Source organism: Pseudomonas sp. Fl5BN2 (assembly GCF_009908205.1).
Classification (GTDB): domain Bacteria; phylum Pseudomonadota; class Gammaproteobacteria; order Pseudomonadales; family Pseudomonadaceae; genus Aquipseudomonas.
Window position 1 is genome coordinate 13,232 of the sequence record NZ_JAAARL010000017.1, and the last position, 25,932, is coordinate 39,163.

Annotated in this window: 27 protein-coding genes; 25 read left to right on the top strand and 2 right to left on the bottom strand. The window is 59.4% G+C overall.

The features are described 5' to 3' along the window. Positions 1–39 precede the first annotated feature (39 nt). From secD to GV819_RS22515, 3 genes are all read left to right on the top strand, one after another. The gene (secD, locus tag GV819_RS22505; RefSeq protein WP_161758253.1) at positions 40–1,908 is read left to right on the top strand and encodes a protein translocase subunit SecD; all 1,869 of its coding nucleotides are present in this window, start codon (positions 40–42) and stop codon (positions 1,906–1,908) included. Between the two features lie 9 nt (positions 1,909–1,917). After that, positions 1,918–2,832 (top strand): protein translocase subunit SecF, encoded by a 915-nt coding sequence (gene secF / locus GV819_RS22510; protein WP_053153604.1) that lies wholly within the window; start codon positions 1,918–1,920, stop codon positions 2,830–2,832. Positions 2,833–2,954: 122 nt separating this feature from the next. Further along, positions 2,955–3,509 carry a glycine zipper 2TM domain-containing protein gene (locus GV819_RS22515; protein ID WP_161758254.1) on the top strand — a complete coding sequence of 185 codons (555 nt, stop codon included), beginning with the start codon at positions 2,955–2,957 and terminating at the stop codon, positions 3,507–3,509. Positions 3,510–3,638: 129 nt separating this feature from the next. On the opposite strand, the gene suhB is transcribed toward GV819_RS22515, so the two are convergent. After that, positions 3,639–4,454 carry a type III secretion system regulator SuhB gene (gene suhB / locus GV819_RS22520; protein ID WP_161758255.1) on the bottom strand — a complete coding sequence of 272 codons (816 nt, stop codon included), beginning with the start codon at positions 4,452–4,454 and terminating at the stop codon, positions 3,639–3,641. A gap of 245 nt (positions 4,455–4,699) precedes the next feature. Here suhB and trmJ point away from each other — a divergent pair, with 245 nt between their 5' ends. From trmJ to GV819_RS22630, 22 genes are all read left to right on the top strand, one after another. Next, entirely contained in the window at positions 4,700–5,473 is a 774-nt protein-coding gene (gene trmJ, locus GV819_RS22525) for a tRNA (cytosine(32)/uridine(32)-2'-O)-methyltransferase TrmJ (RefSeq protein ID WP_161758256.1), read from the top strand. Beyond that, positions 5,473–6,249, top strand: coding sequence for a serine O-acetyltransferase (gene cysE / locus GV819_RS22530; RefSeq protein WP_161758257.1), 777 nt, complete (start codon positions 5,473–5,475; stop codon positions 6,247–6,249). Before trmJ ends, cysE begins: the two co-directional genes overlap by 1 nt. Positions 6,250–6,501: 252 nt before the next feature. Further along, positions 6,502–6,993, top strand: coding sequence for a Fe-S cluster assembly transcriptional regulator IscR (gene iscR / locus GV819_RS22535; RefSeq protein WP_011063217.1), 492 nt, complete (start codon positions 6,502–6,504; stop codon positions 6,991–6,993). A gap of 50 nt (positions 6,994–7,043) precedes the next feature. Continuing rightward, complete coding sequence (locus GV819_RS22540) at positions 7,044–8,258, top strand: IscS subfamily cysteine desulfurase (protein ID WP_161758258.1); 1,215 nt, start codon at positions 7,044–7,046, stop codon at positions 8,256–8,258. A 94-nt stretch (positions 8,259–8,352) separates the two neighbouring features. Beyond that, the gene (gene iscU, locus GV819_RS22545) at positions 8,353–8,739 is read left to right on the top strand and encodes a Fe-S cluster assembly scaffold IscU (RefSeq protein ID WP_003443374.1); all 387 of its coding nucleotides are present in this window, start codon (positions 8,353–8,355) and stop codon (positions 8,737–8,739) included. 42 nt (positions 8,740–8,781) lie between these two features. Then, entirely contained in the window at positions 8,782–9,105 is a 324-nt protein-coding gene (iscA, locus tag GV819_RS22550; RefSeq protein WP_020298469.1) for an iron-sulfur cluster assembly protein IscA, read from the top strand. A gap of 8 nt (positions 9,106–9,113) precedes the next feature. Then, a complete protein-coding gene (gene hscB, locus GV819_RS22555) occupies positions 9,114–9,635 on the top strand; it encodes a co-chaperone HscB (RefSeq protein WP_011063215.1) in 522 nt (173 codons plus the stop codon). Between the two features lie 51 nt (positions 9,636–9,686). After that, positions 9,687–11,549, top strand: a complete 1,863-nt coding sequence (gene hscA, locus GV819_RS22560) for a Fe-S protein assembly chaperone HscA (RefSeq protein WP_161758259.1) — start codon at positions 9,687–9,689, stop codon at positions 11,547–11,549. A gap of 3 nt (positions 11,550–11,552) precedes the next feature. Next, positions 11,553–11,894, top strand: a complete 342-nt coding sequence (gene fdx / locus GV819_RS22565; RefSeq protein ID WP_161758260.1) for an ISC system 2Fe-2S type ferredoxin — start codon at positions 11,553–11,555, stop codon at positions 11,892–11,894. A 14-nt stretch (positions 11,895–11,908) separates the two neighbouring features. Continuing rightward, positions 11,909–12,109, top strand: coding sequence for a Fe-S cluster assembly protein IscX (gene iscX, locus GV819_RS22570; RefSeq protein ID WP_161758261.1), 201 nt, complete (start codon positions 11,909–11,911; stop codon positions 12,107–12,109). A 94-nt stretch (positions 12,110–12,203) separates the two neighbouring features. Continuing rightward, positions 12,204–12,629 carry a nucleoside-diphosphate kinase gene (gene ndk, locus GV819_RS22575; protein ID WP_007916882.1) on the top strand — a complete coding sequence of 142 codons (426 nt, stop codon included), beginning with the start codon at positions 12,204–12,206 and terminating at the stop codon, positions 12,627–12,629. Between the two features lie 28 nt (positions 12,630–12,657). Continuing rightward, positions 12,658–13,806 (top strand): 23S rRNA (adenine(2503)-C(2))-methyltransferase RlmN, encoded by a 1,149-nt coding sequence (gene rlmN, locus GV819_RS22580; RefSeq protein ID WP_161758262.1) that lies wholly within the window; start codon positions 12,658–12,660, stop codon positions 13,804–13,806. Positions 13,807–13,818: 12 nt separating this feature from the next. After that, a complete protein-coding gene (pilW, locus tag GV819_RS22585) occupies positions 13,819–14,577 on the top strand; it encodes a type IV pilus biogenesis/stability protein PilW (protein ID WP_161758263.1) in 759 nt (252 codons plus the stop codon). Further along, positions 14,577–15,581 carry a RodZ domain-containing protein gene (locus GV819_RS22590; RefSeq protein WP_161758264.1) on the top strand — a complete coding sequence of 335 codons (1,005 nt, stop codon included), beginning with the start codon at positions 14,577–14,579 and terminating at the stop codon, positions 15,579–15,581. The genes pilW and GV819_RS22590 overlap by 1 nt, the downstream gene beginning before the upstream one ends. Positions 15,582–15,584: 3 nt before the next feature. After that, complete coding sequence (gene ispG, locus GV819_RS22595) at positions 15,585–16,694, top strand: flavodoxin-dependent (E)-4-hydroxy-3-methylbut-2-enyl-diphosphate synthase (protein WP_161758265.1); 1,110 nt, start codon at positions 15,585–15,587, stop codon at positions 16,692–16,694. Between the two features lie 23 nt (positions 16,695–16,717). After that, on the top strand, positions 16,718–18,007 hold the full coding sequence (gene hisS, locus GV819_RS22600; RefSeq protein ID WP_161758266.1) for a histidine--tRNA ligase: 1,290 nt from the start codon (positions 16,718–16,720) through the stop codon (positions 18,005–18,007). A gap of 40 nt (positions 18,008–18,047) precedes the next feature. Next, positions 18,048–18,689 carry a tetratricopeptide repeat protein gene (locus GV819_RS22605; RefSeq protein WP_161758267.1) on the top strand — a complete coding sequence of 214 codons (642 nt, stop codon included), beginning with the start codon at positions 18,048–18,050 and terminating at the stop codon, positions 18,687–18,689. Then, positions 18,682–19,833, top strand: coding sequence for an outer membrane protein assembly factor BamB (gene bamB, locus GV819_RS22610; protein WP_161758268.1), 1,152 nt, complete (start codon positions 18,682–18,684; stop codon positions 19,831–19,833). Before GV819_RS22605 ends, bamB begins: the two co-directional genes overlap by 8 nt. Positions 19,834–19,974: 141 nt before the next feature. Next, positions 19,975–21,447 (top strand): ribosome biogenesis GTPase Der, encoded by a 1,473-nt coding sequence (gene der / locus GV819_RS22615; RefSeq protein ID WP_161758269.1) that lies wholly within the window; start codon positions 19,975–19,977, stop codon positions 21,445–21,447. 189 nt (positions 21,448–21,636) lie between these two features. Continuing rightward, on the top strand, positions 21,637–22,785 hold the full coding sequence (locus GV819_RS22620) for a pyridoxal phosphate-dependent aminotransferase (protein ID WP_161758270.1): 1,149 nt from the start codon (positions 21,637–21,639) through the stop codon (positions 22,783–22,785). After that, positions 22,773–23,564 (top strand): amidohydrolase, encoded by a 792-nt coding sequence (locus GV819_RS22625; protein WP_161758271.1) that lies wholly within the window; start codon positions 22,773–22,775, stop codon positions 23,562–23,564. The genes GV819_RS22620 and GV819_RS22625 overlap by 13 nt, the downstream gene beginning before the upstream one ends. Before the next feature lie 93 nt (positions 23,565–23,657). Then, on the top strand, positions 23,658–24,065 hold the full coding sequence (locus GV819_RS22630; RefSeq protein WP_161758272.1) for a hypothetical protein: 408 nt from the start codon (positions 23,658–23,660) through the stop codon (positions 24,063–24,065). 101 nt (positions 24,066–24,166) lie between these two features. Here GV819_RS22630 and leuA read toward each other — a convergent pair whose 3' ends face one another. Beyond that, the gene (leuA, locus tag GV819_RS22635; protein WP_161758273.1) at positions 24,167–25,846 is read right to left on the bottom strand and encodes a 2-isopropylmalate synthase; all 1,680 of its coding nucleotides are present in this window, start codon (positions 25,844–25,846) and stop codon (positions 24,167–24,169) included. Between the last annotated feature and the right edge of the window lie 86 nt (positions 25,847–25,932).

Below are 25,932 nucleotides of genomic sequence, written 5' to 3' on the forward strand. Positions count from 1 at the left end.
GGGCGCGCAAGGCGCCCCGCGTCATAAACGGGCGGCGTGATGCTGAACAAATATCCTCTGTGGAAGTACCTACTGATCCTGGCGGTGCTGGCGATCGGTTTTATTTATTCCGCTCCCAATCTATACCCTGATGATCCGGCCATTCAGGTCAGCGGCGCGAGTACCGCGTTGCAGGTCACTCAGGCGGATCTGGATCGTGCGAGCAAAGCGCTCACCGACGCCGGCATCAACGTCAAGGCTTCTTCCATTGCCGCCAACGGCAAGGGCGGCCTGCTGCGCTTGATCAACAAGGAAGACCAGCTTCCGGCCAAGGATGTAGTGCGCAAGGCGCTGGGCGATGACTATGTGGTGGCGTTGAACCTGGCGCAAACCACTCCGCAATGGCTGCGCAACCTCGGTGCGCACCCGATGAAACTGGGTCTGGACTTGTCCGGTGGTGTGCACTTCCTGCTGGAAGTGGACATGGACAAAGCCCTCGACGCCCGCCTGAAAGTCTATGAAGGCGACGTCAAGAGCCTGCTGCGCAAAGAGCGTCTGCGCTATCGCAGCCTGCCGCAGCTCAATGGTGCCATCCAGCTGGGCTTCAGCGATGAAGACAGCCGTGAACAGGCCCGTTCGCTGATCCGCAAGAACTTCAATGATTTCGATATCGTACCGGCCGACCTCAATGGCCAACCGGTGCTGCGTCTGGCGATGACCCCGGCCAAGCTGGCGGAAATCCGTGAATACTCCATCAAGCAGAACTTGACCACCGTGCGTAACCGGGTCAACGAGCTGGGTGTGGCCGAGCCTCTGGTTCAGCGTCAGGGTGCCAACCGCATCGTGGTTGAGCTGCCGGGCGTGCAGGACACCGCTGAAGCCAAGCGGATCCTGGGCAAGACCGCCAACCTGGAATTCCGTCTGGCCGCTGAGCCGGGTGCTTCCAAGGCGACTTCCGAGTCCTTCGAATTCCGTGAGGGCAATCGTCCTCCTGCACAGATCGAGCGTGGCCTGATCATCACGGGTGACCAGGTGACCGATGCCCAGGCTGGTTATGACGAGCACGGCCGTCCCCAGGTGAACATCAAGCTTGATGGTCACGGCGGCGAGCTGATGAACCGTTCGACCCGGACCAACGTCGGTCGCAGCATGGCGGTGATCTTCATCGAGCAGAAGCCGACCACCACCTACACCAAGCAAGTAGTGGACGGTGTCGAGAAAGACGTGGCGGTGCAGACCTTCAAGGAAGAGAAGAAGATCATCAGCCTGGCGACCATCCAGTCGCCGCTGGGCAGTCAGTTCCGCATCACTGGCCTGAACGGTCAGGGCGAGTCTTCCGAGCTGGCGCTGCTGCTGCGTGCCGGTGGTCTGGCGGCGCCGATGTACTTTGCCGAAGAGCGCACAATCGGTCCAAGCCTGGGTGCTGACAACATCACCAAGGGTATCGATGCATCGCTGTGGGGCATGCTGTTCGTGTCGCTGTTCATCATCGCCATCTATCGCTTCTTCGGCATCATCGCCACCGTGGCGCTGGCGCTGAACATGGTGCTGCTGCTGGCCCTGATGTCTCTGCTGGGTGCCACGCTGACCCTGCCGGGTATCGCCGGTATCGTCTTGACCATGGGTATGGCGGTGGACGCCAACGTGCTGATCTTCTCGCGGATACGTGAAGAGATCGCCGCGGGCATGACCGTGCAACGGGCAATCAACGAAGGCTTCGGCCGGGCATTCACCGCGATCCTCGACTCTAACCTGACCACCTTGCTGGTGGGCGGCATTCTGTTTGCCATGGGTACCGGTCCGGTCAAGGGTTTTGCGGTGACCATGTCCCTCGGGATCTTTACCTCGATGTTCACGGCCATCTGGCTGACCCGCGCGATGGTCAACCTGATCTTCGGCGGTCGTGACTTCAAGAAGTTGTGGATTTAAGGGGCTGCCATGTTACGTACTATTAACTTCATGGGTGTGCGCAACGTCGCGTTCGGCGTCACTGTGCTGCTCACTGTCCTGGCGTTGTTCAGCTGGTTCCACAAGGGCTTGAACTACGGTCTGGACTTCACCGGCGGTACGCTCATCGAGCTGACCTACGAGCGTCCGGCAGACGTGATGAAGGTGCGTTCGCAGTTGAACGATGCCGGTTATCACGAGGCTATCGTGCAGAGCTTCGGTGCTACTACCGACCTGCTGGTGCGGATGCCGGGTGAAGACCCGCAGTTGGGCCATCAGGTGGCGGCGGCGCTGCAGAAGGTCGGCGGCGACAACCCGGCGCAGGTCAAGCGCGTCGAGTTCGTCGGCCCGCAAGTGGGTGAAGAGCTGCGCGACCAGGGTGGCCTTGGCATGCTCATGGCCCTGGGCGGCATCCTCATCTACCTGGCTTTCCGCTTCCAGTGGAAATTCGCGGTCGGCGCCATTGTCTCGCTGATCCACGACGTGATCGTGACCGTGGGTATCCTCTCGTTCTTCCAGATCACCTTCGACCTGACGGTGCTGGCGGCGGTGCTGGCGATCATCGGCTACTCCCTCAACGACACCATCGTGGTGTTCGACCGGGTGCGTGAGAACTTCCGTGTGCTGCGCAAGGCCAGTCTGATCGAGAACATCAATATCTCGACCACCCAGACCCTGCTGCGCACCATGGCCACTTCGATCTCCACCTTGCTGGCGATCGTGGCCCTGTTGTTCTTTGGTGGCGACAACCTGTGGGGCTTCTCCATCGCCCTGTTTGTCGGTGTGTTGGCGGGTACCTACTCGTCGATCTATATCGCCAACGTGGTATTGATCTGGCTGAACCTGAACAGCGAGGATCTGATTCCTCCGGCCAATACCGAGAAGGAAGTGGACGACCGTCCGTGAGGATCTAGCCCTTTCCCGGTTGTCAGTTAAAAAGGCGCGAGTGTTGAACTCGCGCCTTTTTTATTGCTCCAAGGCTGGGAGAAGCGCGGGCTAGGTCCCGTTTGTATGGTCAGGAGGTTCACGTGAACAAGTCGTTGCTGGTTGGTGCGGTATTGGGTGCTGTCGGTGTCACCGCCGGGGGTGCTGTTGCCACCTACAGCCTGGTTAAAAGCGGCCCTGAGTATGCGCAAGTGCTGGCCGTTCAGCCGGTCAAGCAACAGATCAAGACCCCGCGGGAGGTCTGCAAGGACGTCGCCGTGACCCGGCAGCGTCCGGTCAAGGATGAGCATCAGATCCTGGGTACCGTGGCCGGGGCAGTCGGCGGTGGCCTGCTGGGCAGCATGATTGGTAATGGCAATGGCAAGAAGCTCGCCACGGTGGCGGGTGCGGTTGGCGGCGGTTATGCGGGTAACAAGGTGCAGGAAGGCATGCAGGAGCGTGATACCTACACCACTACCCAGACTCGCTGTAACACGGTCAATGACATCAGCGACAAGGTTGTTGGTTATGACGTGAAGTACGACCTGGGCGGCAAGCAGGGTCAGGTGCGCATGGAGCGCGATCCGGGTAATCAGATTCCGGTGGATAAAGAAGGTCACCTGATCCTCAGTCAGAACCAGAATCAACCCGGCCAGTAATTCTTGTGTGTAGGGGGCGGCTTGCTGGCGAAGGTGATCTCAAGGTCCCATTCGCCGACAAACCGACTCCTGCGGGAGTTGCAGGCATAAAAAAAGCACCCCTTGGGGTGCTTTTTTTGTCGCTGGCGCTTAGCGCTTCAGCGAGGCCGGCAGGTGCGGCTGGATGGCGGTCAGTACCGCCTTGAAGCATTTGGTGTTGCCAGCCACTACGTGGCCTTTTTCCAGGAAGTCGTGACCGCCGGTGAAATCGCTCACCAGGCCGCCGGCCTCTTGAATCAGCAGGGCGCCTGCAGCCATGTCCCACTCGGACAGGCCCGACTCCCAGAACGCATCAAAACGACCGGCGGCCACATAGGCCAGGTCCAGGCTTGCAGCGCCGGCGCGACGGATGCCAGCGGTCTGGCCTACCAGGGCGCGGAACATGCCTAGGTAGTTGTCCAGGTTGTCCATCTGGTCGTCACGGAACGGGAAGCCGGTACCCAGCAGGGCGCCGTCCAGGCTGGTGCGGCCGCTGACCCGCAGGCGGCGACCGTTCAGTTGGGCGCCACGGCCACGGCTGGCGGTGAACTCTTCCTGGCGAACCGGGTCCAGGACCACGGCGTGTTCCAGGCGACCACGGTATTTGCAGGCGATGCTCACGGCAAAGTGCGGGATGCCGCGCAGGAAGTTGGTGGTGCCGTCCAGTGGATCGATGATCCACAGGTAGTCTTCGCCTTCGCCACTGCCGGCGTGCATGCCGGTTTCTTCGCCGAGAATGGCGTGGGTTGGATAGGCTTTGCGCAACGCGTCGATGATCTTCTGCTCAGCAGCGCGATCAACTTCGGATACGTAGTCTTTGGCGTCTTTTTCGTCGACCTTGATGGTATCCAGGCGCTCGATGGAGCGGAAAATCAATTCACTGGCGCTGCGGGCGGCGCGCAGCGCGATATTCAGCATTGGCTGCATGGATGGGTCACCTAAGGTTGTTAAAGAAAGCCGAGCATTCTAGCAGAAAACTTTTGCAGATGAAGGTCAGAGTTCGCTTTGATTGCATTGATCCGCTGTGTGGCTGTCCTTCTCGTGTGAGTGTTTTTGCTGGGCTCCAGGTCGGTTTACAGAATGTCGGGATCTCGAGGTGGTTATTTTTGAGGCGGGAGTGTCGCCCGTTCTGTAAGATTTGCTCCCCTTTCCTGTGTCCGAGAGCGCTCCCCTTGCTGCAGAACATTCGTGTCGTCCTGGTCAATACCAGTCATCCCGGCAACATCGGCGGGGCTGCGCGTGCCATGAAGAACATGGGGCTGTCGCGGCTGGTGCTGGTTGAGCCGCGGGTATTCCCGTCTCATGAGGCGGATGCGCGTGCCTCTGGTGCTGGCGATATCCTGCAAAGCGCCCAGGTGGTCGCCACGCTCGAAGAGGCGCTGGCGGGCTGCACCCTGGTGTTTGGCACCAGCGCTCGTGACCGGCGCATTCCCTGGCCGCTGCTCGATCCTCGTGAGTCTGGGCTCAAGGTGGTAGAAGAGGCTGGGCAGGGTGCGCAGATTGCCTTGGTGTTCGGTCGTGAAGATTCCGGCCTGACGAATGACGAGTTGCAGCGATGTCACTTCCACGTGCATATCCCGTCGGATCCTGAGTTCAGCTCGTTGAACCTGGCCACGGCGGTGCAGGTGTTGACCTATGAAGTGCGCATGTCCTGGCTGGCGGCCGAGGGTCGACCAAGCAAGATGGAAAAGGACGAAGTGGCTTCGCCGCGCAGTGAAGAGCTGGCGACCATGGATGAGTTGGAGCGGTTCTACGAGCATCTGCAGCAGACGCTGGTGGCGATCGACTTCCTTGATCCGGAGAAGCCGCGGCATTTGATGACGCGTCTGCGTCGGTTGTACGGTCGCAGTTCGGTCAGTCGGGCAGAAATGAATATATTGCGTGGCATCCTCACGGAAACCCAGAAAGCGGCCCGTGGAGAGCTACAAAAGCGGAAGGATCAATGATGTTCGAGCGTCTGCGTGAAGATATCCAAAGCGTATTCCATCGTGACCCGGCAGCGCGTAATGCCTTTGAGGTGCTGACCTGCTATCCGGGTATGCATGCGATCTGGATTCACCGACTATCCGGCGCCCTGTGGGGCATGGGTTGGAAGTGGCTGGCGCGACTGGTATCGAACTTCGGTCGCTGGTTGACCGGGATCGAGATTCATCCGGGGGCCAAGGTGGGTCGTCGTTTCTTCATCGACCATGGCATGGGCATCGTGATTGGCGAGACCGCCGAGATCGGTGATGACGTGACCCTTTATCAGGGTGTGACCCTGGGCGGAACCAGCTGGAACAAGGGCAAGCGCCATCCGACCCTGGAAGATGGGGTGGTGGTGGGGGCTGGCGCCAAAGTGCTAGGGCCCTTCACTGTTGGTGCGGGGGCCAAGGTCGGCTCCAATGCGGTGGTGACCAAGGCGGTGCCGGCCGGAGCGACGGTGGTTGGTATTCCGGGGCGGATCATCATGAAGTCCAATGATGAGCAGGAAGCCAAGCGCAAGGCGATGGCGGAAAAGCTTGGTTTCGATGCCTATGGCGTCGGTGAAGATATGCCGGACCCGGTGGCTCGGGCCATTGGTCAGTTGCTTGATCACCTGCAGGCGGTCGACGGCCGACTGGAGGGTATGTGTGGCGCCTTGAAGGATCTGGGCAGTGACTACTGCGCCAAGGATCTACCTGTGTTGCGGACAGAGGATTTTGCCGAGGTCAAAGGCAAGGGTGACAGTCAGGTCGGCTGAAGTTCTGGCGCCGGCTTCTTCTCTGGGGTTGGCCGGGCGGTGTTGCGTTTGTCGGTGAAAAGTCCTTGATGGTCGATAAGCGTCCCGCAGGTCAGTTGTTGCCATCCTGCTGTGCCATTACGTCGCAGACTTTGCTATGATTCGCGCGCTCTTTTGCGGGTAAACCCGACTAAAGTAGTTGGTCTTATAGTTGACTCGATTACTCGGGTATTGCATACTCGCTTCCATTCCGAAACTCCGTGGTGCTTGTCCATGCGACTGACTACTAAAGGCCGATACGCGGTGACTGCCATGCTCGATCTGGCGTTGCACGCGCAACATGGCCCGGTCTCCCTGGCCGATATTTCTGAGCGCCAAGGCATCTCCCTGTCTTACCTCGAACAGCTTTTTGCCAAACTGCGCCGCAGTAATTTGGTGTCCAGCGTCCGCGGTCCTGGTGGCGGCTATCAGCTGTCCCGCGACATGCAGGGGATCCAGGTGGCTCAGGTGATCGATGCGGTGAACGAATCGGTCGATGCCACCAAATGCCAGGGCCTGGGTGACTGCCACGCCGGCGACACCTGCCTGACCCATCACCTGTGGTGCGACCTGAGCCTGCAGATCCACGAATTTCTGAGCGGTATCAGCTTGGCTGACCTTGTCACTCGCCGTGAGGTGCAAGAAGTAGCCCAGCGTCAGGACCAGCGCCGTTGCAATGGCAAGGCGCCGCGCCTGGACAAGATTGAAGCGTCCGCCGTCGAATGACAGCCAAAGAGCTAGCGGCACGCCAGCCAGCCTGATTTAGGAGAGAGTCCATGAAATTGCCGATTTACCTTGATTACTCAGCGACTACACCGGTTGATCCGCGCGTCGCGCAAAAGATGAGTGAGTGCCTGCTGGTCGACGGAAACTTCGGTAACCCGGCGTCCCGCTCCCACGTGTTCGGCTGGAAAGCCGAAGAGTCGGTGGAAAATGCCCGTCGCCAAGTGGCTGACCTGGTCAACGCCGACCCGCGTGAAATCGTCTGGACCTCCGGTGCTACCGAGTCCGACAACCTGGCAATCAAGGGCGTCGCGCATTTCTACCACACCAAGGGCAAGCACCTGATCACCTCGAAGATCGAGCACAAGGCTGTCCTGGACACCATGCGCCAACTCGAGCGTGAAGGCTTCGAAGTCACCTACATCGAGCCTGGCGAAGACGGCCTGATCACTCCAGCCATGGTTGAAGCCGCGCTGCGTGACGACACCATCCTGGTTTCGATCATGCACGTGAACAACGAAATCGGCACCGTCAACGACATCGCTGCGATTGGCGAGCTGACTCGCTCCAAAGGCATTCTGTTCCACGTCGACGGCGCTCAGTCCACCGGCAAGGTCGAGATCGACCTGCAGGCCCTGAAAGTCGACCTGATGTCCTTCTGTGCTCACAAAACTTATGGCCCTAAAGGCATTGGCGCGCTGTACGTCAGCCGCAAGCCTCGTGTACGCCTGGAAGCCGCCATGCACGGCGGCGGTCACGAGCGCGGCATGCGTTCCGGTACCCTGGCCACTCACCAGATCGTCGGCATGGGCGAAGCCTTCCGCCTCGCCAAGGAAGACATGGTGGCCGAGAACCTGCGCATCAAGGCCCTGAGTGACCGCTTCTACAAGCAGGTCGAGCATCTGGAAGAGCTGTACATCAATGGCAGCATGATCGCCCGTGTGCCGCACAACCTGAACCTGAGCTTCAACTACGTTGAAGGCGAATCGCTGATCATGGCCCTCAAGGACCTGGCAGTGTCTTCCGGTTCCGCCTGTACTTCGGCCTCCCTGGAGCCTTCGTACGTGCTGCGCGCCCTGGGTCGCAACGATGAGTTGGCCCACAGCTCGATCCGCTTCACCTTTGGTCGCTTCACCACCGAAGAAGAAATCGATTACGCGGCGCAGAAAGTTTGCGAAGCCGTCACCAAGCTGCGCGCTCTGTCGCCGCTGTGGGACATGTACAAAGACGGTGTCGATATCTCGAAAATCGAGTGGGCGGCGCACTGAATATAAGTCGCCGCACAGGGTTCTGTAGAGCGTACCGATAACGGCGATTTGCAGAACCCCAGAGCGACTCTCTGATGAGTGAGGATTAAGAATCATGGCTTACAGCGAAAAGGTCATCGACCACTACGAGAACCCGCGCAACGTCGGCAAGATGGATGCGGAAGATCCGGATGTCGGCACCGGCATGGTCGGTGCTCCTGCCTGCGGCGACGTGATGCGCCTGCAGATCAAGGTCAACGAGCAGGGCATCATTGAAGATGCCAAGTTCAAGACGTATGGCTGCGGTTCGGCAATCGCCTCCAGCTCCCTCGCCACTGAGTGGATGAAGGGCAAGACCCTGGATGAAGCCGAAACCATCAAGAACACTCAGCTGGCTGAAGAGCTGGCCCTGCCTCCAGTGAAGATCCACTGCTCGGTACTTGCCGAAGACGCCATCAAGGCGGCTGTTCGCGACTACAAGCAGAAGAAAGGCTTGATCTGATCGATCGGCTTTCACAGATTTGGCGACAAGTAAGGAGTCACGATGGCTATCAGCATGACAGAAGCGGCTGCTCAACACGTGCGACGTTCCCTCAATGGGCGCGGCAAGGGTGATGGGATTCGCCTGGGTGTTCGCACCACGGGCTGTTCCGGCCTTGCCTATGTGCTGGAGTTCGTCGACGAGGTTGGCGAGGACGATCAAGTGTTCGAGAGTCACGGCGAGAAAGTGATCATCGACCCGAAAAGCCTGACCTATCTGGATGGCACTGAGCTTGATTTCGTCAAGGAAGGGTTGAACGAAGGCTTCAAGTTCAACAACCCCAACGTGCGCGGTGAGTGTGGCTGCGGCGAAAGCTTCAACATCTGAGGCTTCTCGTGGGTACTCCTTGTCATTTCGCTTTATTTGAGCTGCAACCGAGCTTCCGCCTGGATCTCGAACAGCTGGCCGCGCGCTACCGTGAGTTGGCGCGTGGAGTTCATCCGGACCGTTTTGCCGATGCTTCCGAGCGCGAGCAGCGTCTGGCCCTGGAGCAGTCGGCAAGCCTCAACGAGGCTTACCAGACCCTCAAGAGTCCGCCCAAGCGTGCCCGTTATCTCCTGGCCTTGAATGGCGGTGAATTGCCGCTGGAAGTCACGGTGCATGATCCGGAGTTTCTTCTGCAGCAGATGCAATGGCGCGAAGAGCTCGAAGACTTGCAGGACAGTGCCGATCTGGCTGGAGTGGCCGCGTTCAAGCGTCGGCTCAAGACGGCTCAGGATGAACTGAACGAAAGCTTCGCAGCCTGTTGGGATGATGCAGCGCAGCGCGAACAGGCCGAACGCCTGATGCGGCGCATGCAGTTCCTCGACAAGCTCACCTACGAAGTGCGCCAATTAGAAGAGCGCCTCGACGATTAACCCAGTGCCGCTCCGGTCGCACGCCTGATATACAGATAAGTCCAGATAAGCATGGCCCTACTGCAGATCGCCGAACCCGGCCAAAGTCCTCAACCGCACCAGCGTCGCCTGGCTGTGGGGATCGACTTGGGCACTACCAATTCGCTGGTCGCTGCCTTGCGCAGTGGTCTTTCCGAGCCTCTGGCCGACGCGCAGGGTCAGGTGATTCTGCCGTCCGCCGTGCGTTATCACGCTGACCGCGTCGAAGTGGGCGAATCCGCTCGCCTGGCAGCGCCCACTGATCCTCTGAATACCGTGCTTTCGGTCAAGCGCCTGATGGGGCGCGGCTTGGCCGACGTCAAGCAGCTGGGTGAGCAGCTCCCCTATCGCTTTGTCGATGGTGAGTCGCACATGCCTTTCATTGAGACTATCCAGGGGCCGAAGAGCCCGGTGGAAGTGTCTGCTGAAGTGCTCAAGGTCCTGCGCCAGCGTGCCGAAGCGACCCTGGGTGGCGAGTTGGTAGGGGCAGTGATTACTGTTCCTGCATATTTCGATGATGCACAGCGCCAAGCTACCAAGGACGCGGCCAAGCTGGCGGGTCTCAATGTGCTGCGCCTGCTCAATGAGCCGACCGCGGCTGCCGTGGCCTATGGTTTGGACCAGCACGCCGAAGGCGTGGTGGCGATCTACGACCTGGGCGGCGGTACTTTCGATATCTCCATTCTGCGCCTGACCGGCGGTGTCTTCGAAGTGCTGGCTACCGGTGGCGATACTGCGCTGGGCGGTGACGATTTCGATCACGCCATTGCCAGCTGGATCATCGAGGGCGCCGGCTTGTCTGCGGACCTGGATCCAGGAACTCAGCGCAGCCTGCTGCAAACTGCTTGCGCGGCCAAGGAAGCCTTGACCAGTGCCGCTTCGGTGGACGTGGTATACGGCGACTGGCGCGCAGCGCTGACCCGTGAAACCTTCGATTCCCTGATCGAGCCTATGGTTGCCCGAAGCCTGAAAGCTTGCCGCCGCGCTGTACGTGATTCCAATGTCGAGTTGGAAGAAGTGCAGGCAGTGGTCATGGTCGGCGGTTCGACTCGCGTACCGCGGGTGCGTGAAGCGGTCGCTGAAATGTTCGGTCGCCAGCCGTTGACCGAGATCGATCCGGATCAGGTGGTGGCCATTGGTGCTGCGATCCAGGCCGATACTTTGGCGGGCAACAAGCGTGAAGGCGGTGAGTTGCTGCTGCTGGACGTGATTCCGCTGTCCTTGGGGTTGGAAACCATGGGCGGGCTGATGGAGAAGGTGATTCCGCGCAACACCACCATCCCGGTTGCTCGTGCCCAGGACTTCACCACCTACAAGGATGGCCAGACGGCCATGATGATTCACGTGCTGCAAGGCGAGCGCGAGCTGATCAGTGACTGCCGCTCCCTGGCGCGTTTTGAATTGCGTGGCATCCCGCCGATGGTGGCTGGTGCGGCGAAAATTCGCGTGACCTTCCAGGTTGACGCCGATGGCCTGCTCAGCGTTTCTGCGCGGGAGTTGGGCTCGGGTGTTGAAGCCAGTATCCAGGTCAAGCCGTCCTACGGCCTGACCGATGGTGAAATCGCCAAGATGCTCAAGGATTCCTTCCAGCACGCCAGCGACGACAAAGTGGCTCGTGTGCTGCGCGAGCAGCAGGTTGATGCCCAGCGTCTGATCGAGGCCGTACAGGGTGCACTGGAGGCTGATGGTGATCGCCTGCTGGACGCCGAAGAGCGCATGGTCATCGAGTTGCAGATGCAGGAACTGAGTGAATTGATGCGTGGCACCGATGGTTATGCCATCGAGCAGCAGACCAAGCGTCTGTCGCAAGTGACCGACGCCTTTGCTGCCCGCCGTCTGGATTCGACCGTGAAAGCCGCTCTGGCGGGGCGCAACCTGAATGAAATCGAGGAATAACTGATGCCGCAGATCATTTTTCTGCCACACGCCGTGTACTGCCCGGACGGTCTGGTTGTCGAGGTCGAGCCCGGCGTTTCGGTGCTCGACGTTGCCCATGACCACCATATCGAGATCGAGAGCGCCTGTGGTGGCGTCTGTGCCTGCACCACCTGTCACTGCATCATTCGCGAAGGGTTCGATTCGCTGAACGAGGCTGACGAGCTGGAAGAAGACTTGCTGGACAAGGCCTGGGGCCTGGAAGCACAGTCGCGCTTGTCGTGCCAGGCGATCGTCGGCGACGAAGACCTGACCGTTGAAATTCCCAAGTATTCACTCAACCATGCCGCCGAAGCGCCGCACTGATTCAAGGAGCCGTCATGAGTCTGCAGTGGGTTGATGTACTGGAAATCGCGATCCAGCTGGCTGAGTCCAAGCCAGATGTAGATCCGCGCTATGTGAACTTTGTCGACCTGCACCAATGGGTTCTGGCATTGCCAGAGTTCAGCGACGATCCGGCTCGCGGAGGCGAGAAGGTTCTTGAAGCAATTCAGGCCGCCTGGATCGACGAAGCGGACTGAATCCGCGGGCTACGCAGTTAGGCAATCCCTATAAACCCGCGTATAATTCGCGGGTTTAATTTTTCGCTTTAATCACCGTTTCTGGAGTTACACCATGGCTGTTCAACGTACTTTCTCCATCATCAAGCCTGACGCTGTTGCAAAAAACGTTATCGGCGAGATCACCACCCGTTTCGAAAAAGCTGGCCTGCGCGTTGTAGCTTCGAAACTGAAGCAACTGTCGAAAGCTGAAGCTGAAGGCTTCTACGCTGAGCACAGCGCTCGTGGTTTCTTCGGCGATCTGGTTGCTTTCATGATCTCTGGCCCGGTTGTTGTTCAGGTTCTGGAAGGCGAAAACGCTATCGCTCTGAACCGTGAGCTGATGGGCGCTACCAACCCTAAAGAAGCTGCTGCCGGCACCATCCGTGCTGACTTCGCTGACTCCATCGATGCCAACGCTGTGCACGGTTCGGACTCCGAAGCCGCTGCTGCTCGCGAAATCTCGTACTTCTTCGCAGCTACTGAAGTAACCACTCGCTAAGCATTGGCTTATGAGTGAAGGTGAATCCATGACTACATCGACTGCAAAAACTAACCTGCTGGGTCTGACTCAGCTGGAAATGGAAAAATTCTTCGACTCAATCGGGGAGAAGCGTTTCCGTGCCGGTCAGGTAATGAAGTGGATTCACCATCTTGGCGTCGATGATTTCGACGCCATGACGAACGTCAGCAAGGCCTTGCGCGACAAGCTCAAGGTTATTGCCGAAGTTCGCGGTCCCGAAGTGGTCAGCGAGGACATCTCCAGCGACGGCACCCGTAAATGGGTGGTGCGCGTGGCGTCCGGCAGCTGCGTCGAGACCGTGTACATCCCCCAGGGCAAGCGCGGCACTCTGTGCGTTTCGTCCCAGGCAGGCTGTGCCCTGGATTGCAGTTTCTGCTCCACCGGCAAGCAAGGCTTCAACAGTAACCTCACCGCCGCCGAAGTCATCGGCCAGGTGTGGATTGCCAACAAATCTTTTGGCAGCGTCCCGGCAACCGTCGACCGTGCCATCACCAACGTGGTGATGATGGGCATGGGTGAGCCGCTGCTGAACTTCGACAACGTGGTTGCGGCCATGCACCTTATGATGGACGACCTGGGCTACGGCATTTCCAAGCGCCGTGTGACCCTGTCGACCTCCGGCGTGGTACCGATGATCGATGAGCTGGCCAAGCACATCGACGTCTCCCTGGCGTTGTCGCTGCACGCACCGAATGATGCATTGCGTAACCAGTTGGTGCCGATCAACAAGAAGTATCCGCTGAAGATGCTTCTCGAGTCGTGCCAGCGCTACATGTCCTCCCTGGGCGAGAAGCGTGTGCTGACCATCGAGTACACCCTGCTCAAGGACATCAACGACAAGCTGGAACACGCGACGGAAATGGTCGAGTTGCTCAAGGATATTCCTTGCAAGATCAACCTGATCCCGTTTAACCCCTTCCCGCATTCTGGGTATGAGCGTCCAAGCAACAACGCCATTCGTCGCTTTCAGGACCAACTGCACCATGCTGGCTTCAATGTCACCGTGCGTACGACCCGTGGTGAAGATATCGATGCCGCCTGCGGTCAGTTGGTAGGGCAGGTGCTTGATCGCACCCGGCGCAGCGAACGCTATATCGCCGTGCGCGAATTGAGCGCCGACGCCGATATGCCGCAAAGCGCTGCGACCCGTACCTGAGAGAGGATCTCCATGGCTCTGCGCTTCGCGCTGCTCCTGCTTGTTGCCAGCCTCTGTGCTGGCTGTGTTCTATCGGGTGATTCCAACCCGATGAGCACCAGCAAGGGGCGTGACGAGGCGCGTGAGGCTTATGTGCAGTTGGGCCTGGGTTATTTGCAGCAGGGGATGAGCGAGCGGGCCAAGGTGCCTCTGAAAAAAGCTCTTGAACTGGCCCCGGGCGATGCTGATGTCAACGCAGCACTGGCACTGGCGTTTCAAGCTGAGATGGAACCAGTGCTTGCCGAAGAGTATTTTCGCAAGGCCCTGGCGGCGCGCCCTGACAGTGCGCGGATCCTCAATAACTACGGCAGCTTGCTCTTCGCAGAAAAACGTTACAAAGAGGCTTATCAGCGCTTCGAGCAAGCGGCTGCTGATACTCTGTATCCCGAGCGTTCCCGAGTGTTTGAAAACCTCGGTATGACCGCTTCGAAGCTGGGCCAACGTGAGCTGGCCCAGTTACAACTGGAAAAAGCCCTGCGCCTGAATCACCAACAGCCTCGAGCATTGCTGGAAATGGCTGAGTTGTCTTACGAAGACAGGCATTATGTGCCCGCGCGTGACTATTACGATCGTTTTAGCCTGCTCGACGAGCAAAATGCACGTAGTCTATTGCTCGGCGTTCGGCTGGCAACGGTATTCGAAGATCGCGACAAGGCCGCCAGTTACGGTCTGCAACTAAAACGACTTTATCCCGGTACGCCGGAATATCAGCAATACCTGTCGGAGCAATGATGAAAGCGGCGCATCCCGAAGTTCAAGCAGTGACTCGCGTAAACCCCGGTGAGACCCTGCGTCAGGCCCGCGAAAGCAATAGTTGGTCGCTGGCTGAAGTAGCCCATAAGCTCAACCTCACCGTGAGCTCCCTGAGCAACCTGGAAGCCGGCGCGTTCGACAAGCTGCCGGGGAACACCTTTGCCCGTGGCTATATTCGCGCCTATGCCAAGTTGCTGGGCATGGATCAGGCGGTTCTGGTCCAGGAGTTCGATCAGTACACCGGTACCGACTCCCAGGGCAGCAACGTTCATGCCCTGGGCCGTATCGAAGAGCCAGTACGGGTTTCCCACACCATCCTGCGCATTGTCAGCTTGCTGCTGCTGGTGGCTGTGGTGGGTGGTGGTTTCATCTGGTGGCAGGATCAATCCTCCTTGCGTGGCAAAGAGCCGATGTCGTTGAGTCCCGAGCACGTCGAGGTCGAAGGCGCAGACGGTACCACGCAGATTCACCCGATCGATGAACCGGAAGACCAGGCCGTTGCCGAGGGCCAGAGCGAAGCTGAGGCCAATGCCGCGCAAACCGAGAGTCAGGCGTCGGCCGAAGCTCCTGCTGCTGCACCATTAGTCTCGGCCTCGGTGGCGATGCCTGTCGCGCCAGTGGCTCCAGCGCATACCACGCCGGTTGTCGCACCCGTGGTCACGACTCCCGTGGTTCAGGCCGTTGCCCCAGCGGTCCCGGCAAACCCTGCCAGCGTGTCGTCTCCGGCAACTCCAGCAGCAGGCTCGGCCCAGGTACAGATCCAGTTCAGCGCCGACTGCTGGGCCCAGGTTACTGATGGCAATGGCAGGGTTCTGCTCAGCGCCCTCAAGCGCAAGGGTGAAACCATCGATGTCAGCGGCAAGCCGCCTTTTGCCGTGCGTCTGGGTTATGCCCGCGGCGCACAAATCACTTACAACGGTCAGGCGGTAGATATCGCCCCGTTCACCAGTGGCGAGACCGCTCGCCTGAAGTTAGGTCAATAAGTCATGCACGGCGAATCTCCAATCAAGCGTCGCGAGTCCCGCAAGATCTGGGTCGGCTCGGTACCGGTCGGTGGCGATGCCCCGATTGCAGTGCAGAGTATGACCAACAGCGATACCAACGACGTAGCTGCAACTGTGGCCCAGATCAACCGCCTGGAAGCTGCCGGTGTCGATATCGTGCGGATTTCGGTACCGGACATGGACGCCGCCGAGGCGTTTGGCCGGATCAAGCAGTTGGTCAAGGTACCTCTGGTAGCCGATATTCATTTCGACTACAAAATCGCCTTGCGCGTGGCTGAGCTGGGTGTTGACTGCCTGCGGATCAATCCGGGCAACATTGGTCGCGAAGACCGAGTGCGTTCGGTGGTGGATGCCGCCCGTGATCGCGGGATCCCGATTCGCATCGGGGTCAACGCCGGCTCCCTGGAAAAAGACCTGCAGAAGAAGTACGGCGAACCGACCCCAGCCGCGCTGGTAGAGTCGGCACTGCGTCACGTTGAGCACCTAGAGCGCCTGAACTTCAAGGACTTCAAGGTCAGTGTGAAGGCGTCGGACGTGTTCATGGCCGTTGAAGCCTACCGTTTGCTGGCCAAGGAAATCATCCAGCCCCTGCACCTGGGCATCACCGAAGCTGGTGGATTGCGCTCAGGCACGGTGAAATCTGCGGTCGGCCTCGGTATGCTGCTGGCCGAAGGAATTGGCGATACCATTCGCATCTCGTTGGCGGCCGACCCGGTCGAGGAAGTGAAGGTCGGCTACGACATTCTCAAGTCCCTGCACCTGCGTTCCCGTGGCATCAACTTCATTGCCTGCCCGAGTTGCTCGCGGCAGAACTTTGATGTGGTGAAAACCATGAACGAGTTGGAAGTGCGCCTTGAAGACTTGCTGGTGCCTATGGATGTCGCAGTGATCGGTTGCGTGGTCAACGGCCCGGGTGAAGCCAAAGAGGCGCACATTGGCCTGACCGGCGGCACACCGAACCTGATCTATATCGATGGCAAGCCAGCGCAGAAACTGACCAATGACAATCTGGTGGAAGAGCTTGAAAGGCTGATCCGGCAGAAGGCGGCCGAAAAGGTCGAAGCCGACGCGGCGCTGATCGCCCGCGGCTAACCGAACGTATTTAAGGATTTTTTGTGAGCAAGTCTCTGCAAGCCATTCGTGGCATGAATGACATCCTGCCCGAGCAGACGCCCCTGTGGCGCTACTTCGAGGGCACCGTGGCGCGTCTGCTGGATAACTACGGTTACAAGCAGATCCGCATGCCGATCGTCGAGTTCACCGAGCTGTTCAAGCGCTCCATCGGTGAAGTGACTGACATCGTCGAAAAAGAGATGTACACCTTCGAAGACCGTAACGGCGACTCCCTGACCCTGCGTCCGGAAGGTACCGCGGCTTGCGTACGCGCAGCGCTGGAGCACGGCATCACTGGCGGTGGCCAGGTGCAGAAGCTCTGGTACATCGGCCCGATGTTCCGCCACGAGCGCCCGCAGAAGGGTCGCTATCGTCAGTTCCACCAGATCGGTTGTGAGGTATTCAACCTGGATGGTCCCGACATCGATGCCGAGTTGATCGTGCTGACGTGGCGCTTGTGGGGCGAGTTGGGTATCCGTGATGCGGTCAAGCTCGAACTCAATAGCCTGGGCACCAGCGAAGCGCGCGCGCGTTATCGCGAGGCGTTGGTCGAGTTTCTCTCTGCGCGCCTGGACCAGTTGGATGAAGACAGCCAGCGCCGTCTGAAGACCAATCCACTGCGAGTCCTCGATACCAAGCACCCCGAGACTCAAGCCGTTCTGGTGGATGCCCCGAAACTGGCCGACTATCTCGACGAAGAGTCCCGTGTGCATTTCGAGGGCCTTAAGGCTCGCCTGGATGCTGCCGGTATTCCGTATGTGATCAATCCAAAGCTGGTTCGCGGCCTGGATTACTACAGCAAGACCGTTTTCGAGTGGGTCACCGACAAGCTCGGTGCCCAGGGCACTGTCTGTGCTGGCGGCCGTTACGACGGTCTGGTCGAGCAAATGGGCGGCAAGCCGACCTCGGGCGTTGGTTTCGCCATGGGGATCGAGCGCCTGGTACTGCTGCTGGAAACCCTGGAGCAGATCCCGCAAGAGATTTCCCGTCAGGTTGACGTCTACCTCTGTGCCTTTGGTGAGGCCGCCGAGCTGGCAGCACTGGCCCTGAGTGAGCGTGTGCGTGATCAGTTGCCGAACCTGCGTCTGCAGGTCAACGCCGGCGCTGGCAGCTTCAAGAGCCAATTCAAAAAGGCCGACAAGAGCGGTGCGCTGTACGCGCTGATCCTCGGTGACGACGAACTGGCCCAGCAAGTGGTAGGTTTCAAACCCCTGCGTGGCCAGGGTGAACAACAAAGCATTGCCTGGGATGCACTCGCTGCGCACCTGGCCACCTGCGTTGTGCAGGGTTGAAGCTGTCAAACAGCCGATTTAGCGAATAAGGAGTATTGGGGTGTCGAGTACCGAAGATGAACAGCTGGCGGAATTGAAAGACTGGTGGCAGCGTAACGGCAAACCCCTGGTGACTGGCGGCCTGCTGGCCCTGGTTATCGTGTTCGGCTGGCAAGCCTGGCACAAGTATCAGAACAATCAGTCGCAAGGTGCTTCGGTGCTCTATCAGCAACTGCTGGAAACCACCCTGACGCCTGATGGCAAGCCTGACACTGCCCGTGTTGCGGACCTGGCCGGCAAACTCAACAGCGAGTTCGGCGGCACCGCCTACGCGCAGTACGGCAGCCTGTTCGTGGCCAAGGTGGCAGTGGACACTGGCAAGCTGGACGACGCAGCGGCGCAACTCAAGGCCATTGCCGACAAGCCGGTGAACGCGACCCTGGGTGAAGTGGCGCGTCAGCGTCTGGCTCAGGTACTGGCGGCGCAGAATAAGGCCGATGAAGCCCTGAAACTGCTCGACGGCGATGCCGACAAGGCGTTTCTGGCGACCCGTGAAGAGCTCAAGGGTGATCTGCTGGTCCAGTTGGGCCGTGTGGATGAAGCCCATGCGGCGTACCAAAAAGCCAAGGCGGCGCTGTCGGATGAAGCGGCGGTCGGTGGCTTACAAATCAAGCTGGACGACCTGGCCAAAGGGGATGCATGACGTGATCCGTTGGAAACATGCAGCATTGCTGGCTCTGGCCTTGTTGGCCGCGGGTTGCAGCAGCAACAGCAAGAAAGAACTGCCACCGGCTGAGCTGGTCGACTTCAAAGAAGAAGTGGTCCTGCAAAAGCAGTGGAGCCGTTCGATCGGTGACGGTCAGGGCGAAACCTACAACATGCTGGTGCCAGCCATCGATGGTGACACCATCTATGCTGCTGACGTGACTGGCGTGGTGGTTTCCATGGATCGCATTAACGGCGACGTCAAATGGAAGAAAGATCTCGAGCTGCCCGTTTCCGGCGCTGTTGGCGTGGGTTATGGCCTGGTCATGATCGGCACCCTGAAAGGCGAAGTGGTAGCCCTGGATGCCTCCAGTGGTGAAGAGAAATGGCGTGCCCGCGTTACCAGTGAAGTGTTGGCTCCGCCAGCTACCAATGGTGATGTGGTGGTAGTCCAGACTCAGGATGACCGAGTGATTGGCCTTGAAGCCAGCACTGGCCACCAGATCTGGCTCTACGACAGCACCCCGGCGGTGTTGACCTTGCGGGGCACCAGTGCACCGTTGGCAACCAATCGCCTGGCCCTGGCCGGTCTCTCCACCGGCAAGGTGGTGGCGCTGGATATCCGCAACGGCGTGCCGGTGTGGGAGCAGCGTATAGCGATTCCACAAGGTCGTTCCGAGCTGGATCGGGTGGTGGACATCGACGGCGGCTTGCTGCTGTCCGGCGGTACACTGTATGTCGCCAGTTACCAGGGGCGTGTTGTTGCCCTGGACCTGGAGAGCGGCCGTCCGCTGTGGCAGCGTGATGCTTCCAGCTACGCCGGTGTTGCCCAAGGTTTCGGCAGTGTTTATGTCAGCCTGTCCTCGGGTACGGTGGAAGGTGTGGACGAGCGTTCGACTACTGCCCTGTGGAGCAACGACTCCCTGGCTCGCCGTCAACTGTCGGCACCGGAAGTCTTCTCCAGCTACGTAGCGGTGGGTGACCTGGAAGGTTACCTGCACCTGCTGAGCCAGGTTGACGGTCGTTTCGTCGGCCGTGTGCGCATCGACAGCGATGGCCTGCGGGCCCGACCGCTGGTGATGGGCGATATGATTTATGTGTATGGCAACAGCGGCAAACTGGAAGCCCTGACCATCAAGTAATGGTTTGACTATGCTTGGGGTTGATTCCCCAAGCGGCCTTGTCTCGACAAGGTTCGCAGCACGTCAAGGTGCTGCCCCGAGCACCAGCCGCTGCCTCGCAGCGGCTTTTGTATTTTCTGAAATAACGCAGTGGAGAGCCGCATGGTTCCCGTAATCGCCCTGGTGGGCCGACCTAACGTCGGCAAGTCCACCTTGTTCAACCGCCTGACTCGGACTCGCGACGCCATTGTCGGCGACCTGTCCGGTCTGACCCGTGATCGCCAATACGGTGAGGCCAAGTGGCAAGGGCGTACCTATATTTTGATCGACACCGGTGGTATTTCCGGTGACGAGCATGGCATGGACGAAAAGATGGCCGAGCAGTCGCTGCTGGCCATTGAAGAAGCTGATGTGGTGTTGTTCCTGGTGGACGCCAAGGCCGGGTTTACCGCGGCCGACCAGATGATCGGCGAACACCTTCGCAAACGTAACAAGACCTCCTATGTGGTCGCGAACAAGGTCGACAACATCGACCCGGACATGGCTCGCGCCGAGTTCGCGCCGCTGGGCATGGGCGATGCGATCCCGGTCGCCGGTGCCCATGGTCGTGGCATCACCCAGATGCTGGAAATCGCCCTGCGCGAATTCCCGAAAGACGATGAAGATGCGCCGGAAGACGGTGAGGAAGAGATCGTTGCCGAAGGCGAGGAAGCCAAGCGCATTCCTGGCCCAAGCGAAAAAGACGGCATCAAGATAGCGATCATTGGTCGTCCGAACGTCGGCAAATCGACCCTGGTCAACCGCATGCTCGGTGAAGACCGGGTCATCGTGTACGACCAGCCAGGCACCACGCGCGACAGCATTTACATTCCCTTCGAGCGTAACGAAGAGAAGTACACGCTGATCGACACTGCCGGTGTGCGCAAGCGCGGCAAGATCCACGAGGAAGTCGAAAAGTTCTCGGTGGTCAAAACCCTGCAGGCGATCAAAGACGCCAACGTGGTGATCTTCGTCATGGACGCCCGCGAAGGCGTGGTGGACCACGACCTGAACCTGTTGGGCTTTGCCCTGGAAGCCGGTCGGGCCTTGGTGATCGCTCTGAACAAATGGGACGGCATGACGCCGGGCGAACGCGACTACGTGAAGACCGAGCTGCAACGCCGGTTGTTCTTCGTCGACTTCGCCGATATCCACTTCATCTCGGCATTGCACGGTACTGGCGTGGGCAACCTCTACCAGTCGGTGCAGAACTCCTTCAAGTCGGCGGTGACTCGCTGGCCTACCAGCCGCCTGACCCAGATCCTCGAAGACGCCGTTGGCGAGCATGCTCCGCCGATGGTCAACAATCGTCGGATCAAGTTGCGCTACGCCCACTTGGGCGGTGCCAACCCACCGTTGATCGTGATCCACGGCAACCAGGTGGAGAAGGTGCCGAAGTCCTATGTGCGTTACCTAGAAAACACCTACCGTCGAGTGCTGAAGCTGGTGGGTACGCCAATCCGTATCGAGTTCAAAGGTGGCGAGAACCCGTACGAAGGCAACAAGAACACGCTGACTGACCGCCAGGTCAACAAGAAGCGTCGTTTGATGACCCACCACAAGAAGGCCGACAAAAAGCGCCGTGACAAGCGCTGAGTGACCTTGTAGCAGCCGGCTTGCAGGCGAGCGATAGCGCGGATTCAACGCTTCGCTGACAAGCCAGCGGTTACGGATGTGGTAGTGGAAGGAGGGCGCCCATGGCGCCCTTTTTCATGCCTGGTGTTTGGGCTATTCTCGGGGGCTTCCCGCGCCTTCGTAGAGCCGGGTGTCCAGCAGGGAGCCCTCATGATCACCAGTAAGCTGCCGAATGTCGGCACCACCATCTTCACGCAAATGTCCCAGCTCGCGGCGGATACCGGAGCGCTCAACCTGTCCCAGGGTTTTCCTGATTTTAACGGCCCGCAAGCGTTGCTCGATGCGGTTGGCCGTCACGTTGCCAGTGGTCATAACCAGTACGCGCCAATGACCGGCCTGTCGGCCCTGCGGCAGCAGGTGGCGGCGAAAATCGCCCGCAGCTATGGCGTTCAGGTCAATGCCGACAGCGAAGTAACCATCACGCCGGGGGCGACCCAGGCGATCTTCTGTGCGATCCAGGCGGTGATCCAGCACGGTGACGAGGTCATCGTCTTTGACCCCAGCTACGACAGCTATGAGCCAGCGGTAGAACTGGCTGGTGGCCGTTGCGTGCATGTGCAACTGGATCAGGATGACTTTGCCATCGACTGGCAGAGCCTCGGTGAGGCGTTGAGTACGCGTACGCGGATGATCATCCTCAACACACCGCACAATCCCTGCGGTGCCTTGGTCAGTCGTGCCGAGCTGGATCAGTTGGCGATGTTGATCCGTGATCGCGACATCTACCTGGTCAGCGACGAGGTCTACGAGCACCTGGTGTTCGACGGCGTGCCGCACGTCAGCGTGCTGGCTCACGAAGAGCTTTACCAACGGGCTTTTGTGGTCAGCTCGTTCGGCAAGACCTATCACGTAACTGGTTGGAAGACCGGTTATGTCATTGCTCCACCGGCCCTGAGCGCCGAGCTGCGCAAGGTGCATCAATATGTCAGCTTCTGTGGTGTCACCCCTTTGCAGTACGCTCTGGCGGACTTCATGGCCGAGCACCCGGAGCATGTCGAAGAACTGCCGGCCTTTTATCAGGCCAAGCGTGATTTGTTCTGCGATTTGCTGAGCCCTTCGCGTTTCAGATTTACCCGGGTGGCCGGTACTTACTTTCAACTGGTGGACTATTCGCAGATTCGTCCAGACTTGAATGATGTCGACATGGCGATCTGGATGACTCGCGAGCACGGCGTGGCAGCCATTCCAGTGTCGGTGTTCTATCAGGACCCGCCCCAGGGACAGCGACTGGTGCGCCTGTGTTTTGCCAAGCGCGAGGAGACGCTGCGTCAGGCGGCGGAGAAACTATGCGTGATCTGAGTGCATTACCTGATCTGAATCTGGCTCTGATTCAGACCACCCTGGCCTGGCACGACCGTCAGGCCAACTTCGAGCATTTCGAGCAGCTACTGGAGCAGGCCCGTGGTGCTGACCTGGTCATCTTGCCGGAAATGTTCACCACCGGCTTCTCCATGGAGTCCGCGACCTTGGCGGAAGCGGAGAACGGTCCTACCAGCAAATGGCTGCGTTGCCAGGCGAAGAAACTCAACGCAGTGATCACTGGCAGTGTGATCGTCCAGGCAGCGGACGGCAGCCACCGTAATCGTTTGTTGTGGGCGCGTCCTGACGGTGAAGTCTGGCACTACGACAAGCGTCACCTGTTCCGTATGGCCGGCGAGCACAATCACTTCACCCCGGGAGAGCGCCAGGTGCAGTTCGAGCTCAAGGGCTGGCGTATTCGCCCGCTGATCTGCTACGACCTGCGTTTTCCAGTGTGGAGTCGGGATGCCCAGGACACTGACCTGCTGCTGTATACCGCCAACTGGCCTGGCGCCCGGCGTCTGCACTGGAACCGCTTGCTGCCGGCCCGGGCGATTGAAAACCTGTGTTACGTGGCTGCGGTGAACCGGGTCGGCACGGATGGTAAAGGCTTCGCTTACACCGGCGACAGCCAAGTGCTGGATTTCCAGGGTGAGACCCTGCTCGGTGCCGGTGAGGCGGATGGGGTGTTTCAGGTCTGCCTGAATGCCGGGGAGCTGGCGGCTTATCGTGCGCGTTTTCCGGCGAATCTCGATGCCGATACCTTCCAGTTCACTTGAGAAACGCATAAGGATACACATTTTATTACATTTTCGTCATATCAAGGTTCTGCGCTGAAAGCCGATAGGGCGGTCAACCTAGGAGGAGTCGTTATGACCAGCATCAGCGCTATTACCGCCAACCCTTATCCTGTTGCCGCCCCGAAAGCCGCAGTGGACGGGCACGACGAAACCGGCGCCGGCAAGCTTCAGTCCATGGACGACACGTCCGGCACCGACGGTCAGGAACTGCGGGTCAATTCCCCCGATGCCAGTATTGATGCGGTCAAGGCGAGTGGTAATTCTATCGAGGAGTTGGAAAAGCAGATCGAGCAAACCCAAGAGATGCTTGCTCAGCAACAGGCGCAGTTGGCGGACATGCAGAAAAGCCAGGCTAGCGACGAGCAGAAGGCCATGCAGGCCATGGAAATGCAGACCCAGATCGCAGTGACTAGCAGCAACTTGCTGGCCCTGCAGGCCGCGTTGCTGCAAGCGATATTCGGTATTGATGTACATGCCTGATCGCTGATGTATCCGTGCATTGTCCGGATACGATCAAGCCTTGCTGCAACAAAGAGGCCCCGAGGTTATGCCTCGGGGCCTTTTTTTGTATTGCAGCGAGCTTATGCCGCTTTGGCTTCCGGCTGGCTCAGCGAGCGGTTCAGGGCGCTGAACAGCGCCTTGAAGCTGGCGGTGGTGATGTTTTCATCGATGCCCACACCATGCACGGCACGCTCACCGTTCACGCGCAACTCGATGTAGGCCGCTGCCTTGGCGTTGGTGCCCGCGCCAATCGCGTGTTCGTTGTAGTCCATGATCTCCACGGGGATCGGCAGGCCGGCCACCAGGGCTTCCAGGGCGCCATTGCCCTTGCCGCGCCAGTGCAGGTTGGTTTCGCCCTGGCCCTTGCTCGACACTTCCACTTCCACGGCACTGTGGCCGTTTTCTTCTTGCAGGCGATGGCTGACCAGCGCGTACGGGGTGTTGGCCTGCAAGTACTCGCTGTGCAACAACGCGTGGATTTGCTGGGCGGTCATCTCCAGGCCCAGGCGATCGGTTTCCCGCTGCACCACCTGGCTGAATTCGATCTGCATGCGGCGCGGCAGGCTGATGCCGTATTCCTGCTCCAGCAGGTAGGCGATACCGCCTTTACCCGACTGGCTGTTGACGCGGATGACCGCCTCGTAGCTACGGCCGATGTCGGCCGGGTCGATCGGCAAGTAGGGCACTTCCCACAAACCATCGGTTTTCTGCTGGGCAAAGCCCTTGCGGATCGCATCCTGGTGGGAGCCGGAGAAGGCGGTGTGGACCAGGTCGCCAACATAAGGGTGGCGCGGGTGCACGGCAATCTGGTTGCACTCTTCCACTACTTTGCGCACGCCGTCGATGTCGGAGAAATCCAGCTCCGGATAGACGCCCTGGGTGTAGAGGTTCAAGGCCACGGTGACCAGGTCGACGTTACCGGTACGTTCGCCATTGCCAAACAGGCAGCCTTCAACGCGATCAGCGCCGGCCATCAGGCCCAGCTCGGTGGCAGCTACGCCGGTGCCACGGTCGTTGTGGGTGTGCAGGCTGATGAGCACGCTGTCACGGCGGTTGATATGACGGCAGAACCACTCGATCTGGTCGGCATAGATGTTCGGCGTTGCCACTTCAACGGTGGCCGGCAGGTTGAGGATTACCTTGTTGCTTGGGGTCGCGTTCCAGACTTCCACCACGGCGTCGCAGACTTCCTTGGCGAACTCCAGTTCGGTGGCGCTGAAGGTTTCTGGCGAGTATTCGAACTGCCACTGGGTTTCCGGCTGCTGGGCGGCGTACTTGACGAACAGCTTGGCCGCGTTCACCGCGATCTCCTTCACCCCGGCCTTGTCCTGGTTGAAGACAATGCGGCGGAACGAAGGGCTGGTGGCGTTGTACAGGTGGACGATGGCTTTCTTCGCTCCGCGCAGGGATTCGAAGGTCCGGGCAATCAGGTCTTCACGGGCCTGGGTCAGCACCTGGATGGTGGTGTCGTCCGGGATGTGGCCGTCTTCGATCAGGGTGCGCACGAAGTCGAAATCGGTTTGCGACGCGGCTGGGAACGAGGCCTCGATTTCCTTCACACCGACGGCCACCAGGGTTTTCCAGAAACGCAGCTTCTTGACTGCATCCATCGGCTCGATCAACGACTGGTTGCCATCACGCAAGTCAGAGCTGCACCAGATCGGCGCGCTGGTGATGGTTTTCGACGGCCAGGTGCGATCCGGCAAGTTGATGGTCGGAAAAGCGCGGTATTTGGATGATGGGTCTTTGAGCATGGTCATGGAGAAATCCTTATTGTCCGGGCCGAATAGAGGCGGCCTGCCGGTGAGTCAAGAGTGCAGTGTTGACGCAGGGGGATGAGGCACCG

Bases quoted from the DNA above. Each gene is read 5' to 3' on its own strand.
- suhB (WP_161758255.1), bottom strand. From the start codon at position 4,454: ATGCAGCCAATGCTGAATATCGCGCTGCGCGCCGCCCGCAGCGCCAGT.
- der (WP_161758269.1), top strand. From the start codon at position 19,975: ATGGTTCCCGTAATCGCCCTGGTGGGCCGACCTAACGTCGGCAAGTCC.
- ispG (WP_161758265.1), top strand. From the start codon at position 15,585: ATGCACGGCGAATCTCCAATCAAGCGTCGCGAGTCCCGCAAGATCTGG.
- leuA (WP_161758273.1), bottom strand. From the start codon at position 25,846: ATGACCATGCTCAAAGACCCATCATCCAAATACCGCGCTTTTCCGACC.
- GV819_RS22625 (WP_161758271.1), top strand. From the start codon at position 22,773: ATGCGTGATCTGAGTGCATTACCTGATCTGAATCTGGCTCTGATTCAG.
- secD (WP_161758253.1), top strand. From the start codon at position 40: ATGCTGAACAAATATCCTCTGTGGAAGTACCTACTGATCCTGGCGGTG.
- GV819_RS22540 (WP_161758258.1), top strand. From the start codon at position 7,044: ATGAAATTGCCGATTTACCTTGATTACTCAGCGACTACACCGGTTGAT.
- rlmN (WP_161758262.1), top strand. From the start codon at position 12,658: ATGACTACATCGACTGCAAAAACTAACCTGCTGGGTCTGACTCAGCTG.
- fdx (WP_161758260.1), top strand. From the start codon at position 11,553: ATGCCGCAGATCATTTTTCTGCCACACGCCGTGTACTGCCCGGACGGT.
- GV819_RS22620 (WP_161758270.1), top strand. From the start codon at position 21,637: ATGATCACCAGTAAGCTGCCGAATGTCGGCACCACCATCTTCACGCAA.
- iscX (WP_161758261.1), top strand. From the start codon at position 11,909: ATGAGTCTGCAGTGGGTTGATGTACTGGAAATCGCGATCCAGCTGGCT.
- ndk (WP_007916882.1), top strand. From the start codon at position 12,204: ATGGCTGTTCAACGTACTTTCTCCATCATCAAGCCTGACGCTGTTGCA.
- GV819_RS22590 (WP_161758264.1), top strand. From the start codon at position 14,577: ATGAAAGCGGCGCATCCCGAAGTTCAAGCAGTGACTCGCGTAAACCCC.
- iscA (WP_020298469.1), top strand. From the start codon at position 8,782: ATGGCTATCAGCATGACAGAAGCGGCTGCTCAACACGTGCGACGTTCC.
- hscA (WP_161758259.1), top strand. From the start codon at position 9,687: ATGGCCCTACTGCAGATCGCCGAACCCGGCCAAAGTCCTCAACCGCAC.
- GV819_RS22630 (WP_161758272.1), top strand. From the start codon at position 23,658: ATGACCAGCATCAGCGCTATTACCGCCAACCCTTATCCTGTTGCCGCC.
- pilW (WP_161758263.1), top strand. From the start codon at position 13,819: ATGGCTCTGCGCTTCGCGCTGCTCCTGCTTGTTGCCAGCCTCTGTGCT.
- bamB (WP_161758268.1), top strand. From the start codon at position 18,682: ATGCATGACGTGATCCGTTGGAAACATGCAGCATTGCTGGCTCTGGCC.
- cysE (WP_161758257.1), top strand. From the start codon at position 5,473: ATGTTCGAGCGTCTGCGTGAAGATATCCAAAGCGTATTCCATCGTGAC.
- iscU (WP_003443374.1), top strand. From the start codon at position 8,353: ATGGCTTACAGCGAAAAGGTCATCGACCACTACGAGAACCCGCGCAAC.
- secF (WP_053153604.1), top strand. From the start codon at position 1,918: ATGTTACGTACTATTAACTTCATGGGTGTGCGCAACGTCGCGTTCGGC.
- iscR (WP_011063217.1), top strand. From the start codon at position 6,502: ATGCGACTGACTACTAAAGGCCGATACGCGGTGACTGCCATGCTCGAT.